Raw genomic sequence first — 7,240 nt, forward strand, 5'->3', positions numbered from 1 at the left:
AAAGGAAAGTTGTCCGTTCGCCGCAGACAATGCCTAAATTCGGACAGCAACAAAATAGGCCGGGCTCTCAGAGACCCGGCTTTATGCTAATATGTTCAACTAACAATTTTTTAGCGTTTTTAAAAGTCGAATCCCTCCCCATTCCCTGAACAGCCTTTGCGTTTTTATTATAATCTCCCCTCGGGAAGGTATGTGTCCATTCCCCCTTCCTGACTTCGGGAAAACTAAATAGAGTACATTTCCACGGTTCCCTGTTCCGCCAGTTCTCGGATTTGAGTTGATGCCCAGCGCTCTAGCTAATGCAATGGATCCTTCGCCAATACTTTGATTAATACCCGCATTCCTATCCGCGTAAACGGCAAAAGCCAATCTTCCATTCTTCATGTTATACACAACGGCCATGTCTCCTAAAACTGCACCAAAGCTTCTCTTTTGAGGTAAAACGATATAGGGGATTTTCTCCGCATTCACGTAAGCGGTTGGATTGGTAAAATGCTTGTTAAAATCACTTAGAGCTGTTTGGGAAACAAAATAGCCTGGGGCGGGATCTGTTCTTTTTTGTATGACCGGCTTTCCCCAGGGCTTATCGTTGTGTGTGACAATCCCTATCCAATGTCCGGGTCTGCCCGCGCTGCGCAAATCGTCGAGCCCTGTATTTTGGGGATTGTAGGCGTGGGGAGAACCATCCGCATCAATGTCCATGATGCTGCAATAAAAAAATGCAGGAGGTTTATGCCCGGGAATCGTATAAATGGATACCTTTTTATTATATCGGTTAACAACGACACCGATTTTACGTAACTTAACAGCGTTAGTGCCTAATTTCCTTCTTATATAGACCACCCCATCCGTTTAAGACCTTCATTACCCATTATATTTTTATTCAGGAAACAAGGTTCCTGTAAATTCTCAAATTTTGAAGTAAAACATTGAGGGGTTCTAAGGAGCTAAAAAACTTTTTTAGCTCCCCCAGATTATAACAACTCTCTTCTAAGTTGTTTGCCGTTATACGTACACCTACATTGCATTGAACACTCCCACCACCTGCGCTAATGGCGCGGAGGTAGGGGATTCTTGCGAACAGAAGAAGCATCCTTCTCTTCTTGAGCAAGCGATCCCTGCGGTTCCCGCAGTTCAGTTGGTCTTCACCAACAAACGCAGTCCTTCTTGCAAGATGTTCATGCTGGCATTGTGGTCACGGTCATGGTGCGTCCCGCATCCTGAACAGGTCCACGCTCGCAAGTTTAGATTTTTCACTTCGGGGTTACGCGATTGGCATACATGACAATTCTTGCCGAGCGTTAGCGATTCGCTCATGTATGCGAGCGACTTTTTGCTTCGCTTTTAGATAGCCCGATCCACCTTTCGGTCGACGAGACAAACGTCGCTGCCAAAACGCAAGTTGCTTTTCGTAGGTGCGCAGGTGCTTGGGATTCGGAACGTTTTCTCCGCTGCTGCAAACGGCAAACGACTTGATGCCGAGGTCTACGCCGATGGCGGTATCCACGTGAGGAAGCGGCTGGATGTCTACTTCACACAGGATCGAAACGAAGTACTTGCCTGTGCCGTTTCGACGCACCGTAGCAGACAAGATCCGTCCTTCGATTTCACGGGACTTGGCAAAGCACATCCATCCCAGCTTCGGAAGTTTCAGCAGATCGCCAATAACGGCAATATTACCGTTCGTGAACTTCGTGGTGTAGCTTTGGACGGGATTGCGTTTGCTCTTGAAACGGAGGCGGATCGTTTTGCTTTCGAAAGAAGCGATCAAACGCATCTGCCAGGCTGCGAACGGCGGATTGCAAAGCAATGCTGTCCACGTCCTTGAGCCAAGGCCATTCCTTTTTCAACGCTGGCAGCCCGGTTGCACAGGTCTGGTAAGACAAGCCTCTGCCTGTTTCTTGGAAGGTGTCGTTCCACCTCGCAAGGAAATGGTTAAAGACAAAGCGAGCGCATCCAAACATCTGGTGGATCAGCGTCGCTTGCTCCTCCGTAGGGTAGATGCGAAAGCGAAAAGCTTTATGATGCAAAGTGTGTTAATTTACATCTTTTGGAGATTTCATGGCAATTATAGAACATACGTTCTTATTTGTATACAAGATATGCTGATTCATCTCCCCCTTATCGAAGAGGGAGTCTTCTCAGCCTTACCGATAAAATGGGCAGTCAAACTTGGGCTGAATTATTTGGAATCAAGGTAAGCAGGACATTGATGTATCTTCAAATAAATTAATTTTTCCTGTCTTCTCACAAATAAAAATCACTACCTCTCATTTAAGGTAGTGATTTTTATTTGTGGATTTGGCATATGGAGACGAACCGTGGCTCGGCAAATCCACAATCCGCCGCCGCGTGATGATGAATCAATTTGGAGAGGTGGTGTAACTAAATCTGCCACATTTTTCATCACACATTACACCGTGATCACGTCAATTTTGATCTGCATGTTAATATCTCAACATATTTTCATGGAACTCAGCGCCAACTGAAGAATTTTGCAACACCAATCTCATGCAGAAGAGTCTTTACCTCTTATTTACAGTTACATTACCATTAATGGTGTAAAATAAACATTTATTATTCTCTTTACAGGATATTTGAACTTGAAAGAAATTATATTTATTATATGCTTTGATAAAGTCAAAGTATCCTCTTTTATTGTTTGTCGAATTAGTAAACCCGGTAATGTAATACCCATTAAAGTCCAATTTAATATAAACCCTATTTGAACATTCTTCAACATGAAGCCTTGTTTGATTCTCAAAATCCAAACTCTGTCCCTTTTCAGTAAATTCTTTGACTAAAGTAATATGTTCTTCAATATGTTTTATTGCTTCATTGTAATCTTTTTCTTTATTATATGTTTTTCCTACTATTGGCATTTGGAAATGTGCGTTCAGATTTTTAATTACACCAATTAATATTATACCATTGTCATTTTCTATATTTATAGGAATTTTAGTTTCCTTATCTATACAAAGGTGTATCACCTTCTTTGGAAATTGAAATTAAAAAAAAAGTTGTTTTTTGCCACCCTATATAAGTAATAACAAAATTACCCTCACCTTTATTTAGTATAAGTTTTGAAAAGTATTCTTTTATTAAGGCATTTAAAAATATAAGAGCTTTTTCGATATTCTTCTGAATAAATATTATACTAAGTCCTAATAAAGCATTATAGTTATTCATATCATTATCCATGGTTTTTTGGAAATACACGATTGCCCGATCTTCATTGCCGTTTTCCATATGATACTGACCTAATAATGCAAGTGCCTTGCTGTTTTGTGGCTGTAGTTTAAGCACCCTATCAATAAAGAATCTTGCTCTTGTGAAGTTAAATGTCGATGTGTAAATGTCCGCTAATAGAATCTCAGCTTCAATATAATTTTCTTTTTGAAGCGCAGTTTCTTTAAGAGACCTCATCAAATTTGCAATTGCATTATTGATATCCCCTGTGATATAACAAATCTTTCCTATTTGGATATATACCTCAGCAATTTGTTTATATTTTAAAATCCTATCATAAAATCCCCTAGCTTTTTTATAGTCCTTTAACTCTTGATAAGCAAATCCTAAACCAAGGTAAGCATAATAATTACGCGGATTTTTAGAAATTGCTTTGCTGCAATTCCGGATCACTAGTTTGTAATCTTTTAAGTCTAAACATATTTCAGCACACTGCAAAAATACAGTATCAGTATTTATTACTTTTGAAATGTTGGTATATATTTTCAGAGCTTCTCGTAGTTTGTTTTCGGCCTTAAGCTTTTCGGCTTCCTCAACTTTTTCAACAACAGATCCAATTAGTTTCAGTTCATCACTCTTTATAGTATTTAAAGCACTACTTATATTCACATTGTTTTTTGAATCTGCTAATGCTTTGCCGTACTGTTTTATTCTTTCGCTCACATGTTTAACTTGCTTATGAATTACGTTTTTAGATTTAGAGTCCAAGACTTTATTAAATTTATAACTATATGTGCTTTGCGATGGATTACTTATATCAATTGCTTTATCATTAATTGCTTTTTCAATTTCGTAAATCCATTCCCATACAAATAACTTTTTATCTTCTAGGTATATTACAAATAATGAATTTGGATGATTAGATAGATAATTAATACTTTTAAGCCCGACAGAATAAACATATTCATTTTCTTTGTTTACTATTTCCTCTGAATTCAATTTATCCTTAATTTGAACAAAGATTATATAGTTACTTGCATACTTTCCCTCAAGTTTAATTTCCACTGATAAATAGCACCATAGTCGCTTTCCCTGACATCTCTAACTATAAAATCACCATCCTCCATAACTGATCTAAATGCAGTAATACTCCTTCTCTCCTGCTCATGTTTTTCAGAAACTTCAGGTAAATTCATTTCTAAGTCCTCCATCAAAATTGAATTCTAAATTAATAAACATTGATTCTTATTGCAGTAATTTAGGATGTGTTACTGAAAAATAATATAATAATCGTTTGCGAATACGACCCTGCAATAATTTGATACCTTATAAAAACAAAAAGGCGCCAGTCTCATCTTCATAAGCCATAAATGCCTAGATAATACTGACGCCTTACTTATATCATTTTTGTTAAATCCTTTGATATTATAGTGGCCCCTCTTCCCGACATATCAAAAGTTTCGAATTAAGACGAGGCCAAGTTATCCCGTAAATCCGCCAAAGCCCTTGCAGGAAAAAAAGAATTGAGCCTGTGGACCGTAATCAGTAAGTCCATAATATATCCCAGAAACCTAATTTACTTGGAAAAATCAGCCTGATATATACTCTATTGTAGCATTAAAAGCAATATTAAAAATTCTTCTAGACTTTGTTTTCCCAATGCCGAAAGCTCTTTGTAAGTCCTCTTCAGTACCGCCCAAAATATCTTCAATTGTCCTAAAGCCTGCTTGTTTTATTGTGTCCCTCTGGAAACTTGTAATATCTAAACTATCTATTGATTGTTTCATGATATCTTGCAGAATATCAGAGAAATTCGTGATATCTTCTGAAACTATTAACTCGTCTATTTTTTCATAGGATGGTGAATTCATACCATACTCCGAGTATAGCTTTACTGATAATCCAGTAATTATTTCTTTGCATCTTGCAGAAGGAGTTTGTTCGTCAGCCAATACCACACCAAGATTTATTTGATACCTATCAAATATTTTTCCACCAACTTTTGTTCCTTCTGTATGCAACTGTACTATTCCCGAATACTCCAGAATCCTTATGGATGTTTTAACAGCCTCGGGTGCATCACGGTGAATTGCAAAAAATATCGTTTGTTGTTTTACACCCTTATCATTCCTTGACATATTTTTATTTGATGTCTCAATTAAAACCTTATTTTCAAGAAATTCCCTCCCCCAATCAATAAATAGTTTATGTCCTTTATAAATTTCCCCCAATTTAGTGTGATCGTTCCAAATATCAATCCGAAAGAAACTTTTAATAGTACTATTAACATTCTGTAGATTCAAACTTTTTAACCCATTACTCGCCATATATAAACTTTTAAGCAATAGCCTTGGGTTGCCGGATGATGCATATATTAGAGTGTTAAAATTCTCACCATTTGATTCAAATATTCTATAAACATGTCCATCAACTTGATTTTTCACGATATCTCTCATAAGTGCAATATAATCGGGGTCAGTTAAATCTCGTTCAATCCTCACAACTCTGGCATCATGAAACTTCTGGAACGTAGAACCGTAAGATGTTATTCCAGGATAAACTGCCGCTTTACAACTTATATAAGGCGATCTTAAATCTCTAAATAGGGTAAAAAATTCCCTTTGCTGAAACGGAATAAAATTATGACAGGCTTCGTCAAATAGCAATATTATTTTCTTAATTCCTAATGTTCTACAAATGTCTTCAATTAATGCCTTAAAATAATCCATTTCATTTAAAATCCCTAAATATTGAACATTTTTTCCGAAAAGTTTCTCAATCTCTTGAGCTAAATCTACTTTTTTACTAGTCCAAGAATTTTCCAATAAAGCATTGAATCTCTCTAGCTTTTTTGTAATATCGTCATCAGGCAATTGAATATTGAAGTAGCTTTGAAAAATGCCAAGATCATTCACAACATTGCATAAACGAACGACCTTTCTTTTTAATGCAAATAATATTTTGGAAAGCATCCACTGTCTGAAATAATTTCTGTCATCCAGAGACTCTAAAAACATTGCCTTATTAAAGCTAACCATCACTGCAAGAACTTTATTCTCTTTAAAACTATCATCTAGTTTTTTCTCAGTTATTCTTAATAACATTGTCTTTCCGGTTCCACGACTACCTACTAAAAGGACTGGTTCCTGACTCATTAACCCTTTTACGTTTTGCTTATCCAATTCTGACTCAACGTATATATCACTTAATTCCTCGTCTTTAATATCCTCAGTCCTATAAATAAAGCCATTAATATCGTAGTTCACGCTATCTCTCCTTGAAAATATACTTTGGCAATATCAAATGTTGTAACCAACTTATCTTGAATAAAATCAGATTGTTTGTCACTAAAGCGTATTACCATATAAACGGTTATTAATTTTGCAACCTTTAAAAAGGTCTTTGCAAATTCCTCAAATTTTCGTTGATCGAATAATATTTGTTGATTATGTAGTGTGTGCATGTATTCGTATTTCCCATGAACATATTCAGAGCAACTTCTATAAACGTCTTGAACCTCTTCTATGAATATTTCCTCTTTGAAATTGTTTTTAAATAATTTCATATACTTTTTGCTTAATACACCATCCTCATGGTCTTGTAGCAAGCTCCACTTCATGTCAAAATCATTTTTCTTCCATTGTAAATATTTAAAATTATTGTCCACAAAGTAAAAAAAACTTAGACCTAACTCTAAGGCGCTTCTAAGGCAAATGAAAGCATTTCTATACATCCCATTTGCGCTAATATAAATTGAGGATAACAGATCATAATTTACTTCCCTAAGAACAGGAACACAATTAACATCAGACAATTTCTCGGACCAATAATATAAAAGATTTAAATGTTCTACCATCTCATTTATTAATGCTTCATTTCTAGAAATACAACTTTTGAAATTATTTTCCAATGATTCAGAAGTTTTTATTAAGACATCTGAAAAAGTTATAGTTTTCAAATAATTCCCCCCTTGAGATCGACATCATCATAATATATACCCCAAAGTATTCCATGAATCTACATATATTTCAAGGACTTATGCAATTATTCT

6 protein-coding genes and 1 pseudogene are annotated in these 7,240 nt (G+C 36.1%); all 7 read right to left on the reverse strand.

The window, feature by feature from the left end; all coding sequences use genetic code 11:
• Positions 1 to 99: 99 nt before the first annotated feature.
• The 7 genes and pseudogenes from QMG93_RS30695 to QMG93_RS30725 all read right to left on the reverse strand — a co-directional run bounded on the left by QMG93_RS30695 (position 100) and on the right by QMG93_RS30725 (position 7,147).
• Entirely contained in the window at positions 100 to 843 is a 744-nt protein-coding gene (locus tag QMG93_RS30695; RefSeq protein ID WP_281943329.1) for a glycoside hydrolase family 75 protein, read from the reverse strand.
• Between the two features lie 291 nt (positions 844 to 1,134).
• A pseudogene (locus QMG93_RS30700) lies at positions 1,135 to 2,030 on the reverse strand (RNA-guided endonuclease TnpB family protein).
• A gap of 495 nt (positions 2,031 to 2,525) precedes the next feature.
• Complete coding sequence (locus QMG93_RS30705) at positions 2,526 to 2,990, reverse strand: hypothetical protein (RefSeq protein ID WP_281943331.1); 465 nt, start codon at positions 2,988 to 2,990, stop codon at positions 2,526 to 2,528.
• Positions 2,968 to 4,254: a tetratricopeptide repeat protein gene (locus tag QMG93_RS30710; RefSeq protein ID WP_281943333.1), complete on the reverse strand. Its 1,287-nt coding sequence runs from the start codon at positions 4,252 to 4,254 to the stop codon at positions 2,968 to 2,970. Before QMG93_RS30710 ends, QMG93_RS30705 begins: the two co-directional genes overlap by 23 nt.
• Positions 4,212 to 4,385 (reverse strand): hypothetical protein, encoded by a 174-nt coding sequence (locus tag QMG93_RS30715; protein ID WP_281943335.1) that lies wholly within the window; start codon positions 4,383 to 4,385, stop codon positions 4,212 to 4,214. Before QMG93_RS30715 ends, QMG93_RS30710 begins: the two co-directional genes overlap by 43 nt.
• A 393-nt stretch (positions 4,386 to 4,778) precedes the next feature.
• Positions 4,779 to 6,455: a hypothetical protein gene (locus QMG93_RS30720; RefSeq protein WP_281943337.1), complete on the reverse strand. Its 1,677-nt coding sequence runs from the start codon at positions 6,453 to 6,455 to the stop codon at positions 4,779 to 4,781.
• On the reverse strand, positions 6,452 to 7,147 hold the full coding sequence (locus tag QMG93_RS30725) for a hypothetical protein (RefSeq protein WP_281943339.1): 696 nt from the start codon (positions 7,145 to 7,147) through the stop codon (positions 6,452 to 6,454). Before QMG93_RS30725 ends, QMG93_RS30720 begins: the two co-directional genes overlap by 4 nt.
• Positions 7,148 to 7,240: the final 93 nt, after the last annotated feature.

The sequence above is a fragment of the Paenibacillus tyrphae genome (assembly GCF_027925525.1).
Classification (GTDB): domain Bacteria; phylum Bacillota; class Bacilli; order Paenibacillales; family NBRC-103111; genus Paenibacillus_G; species Paenibacillus_G tyrfis_B.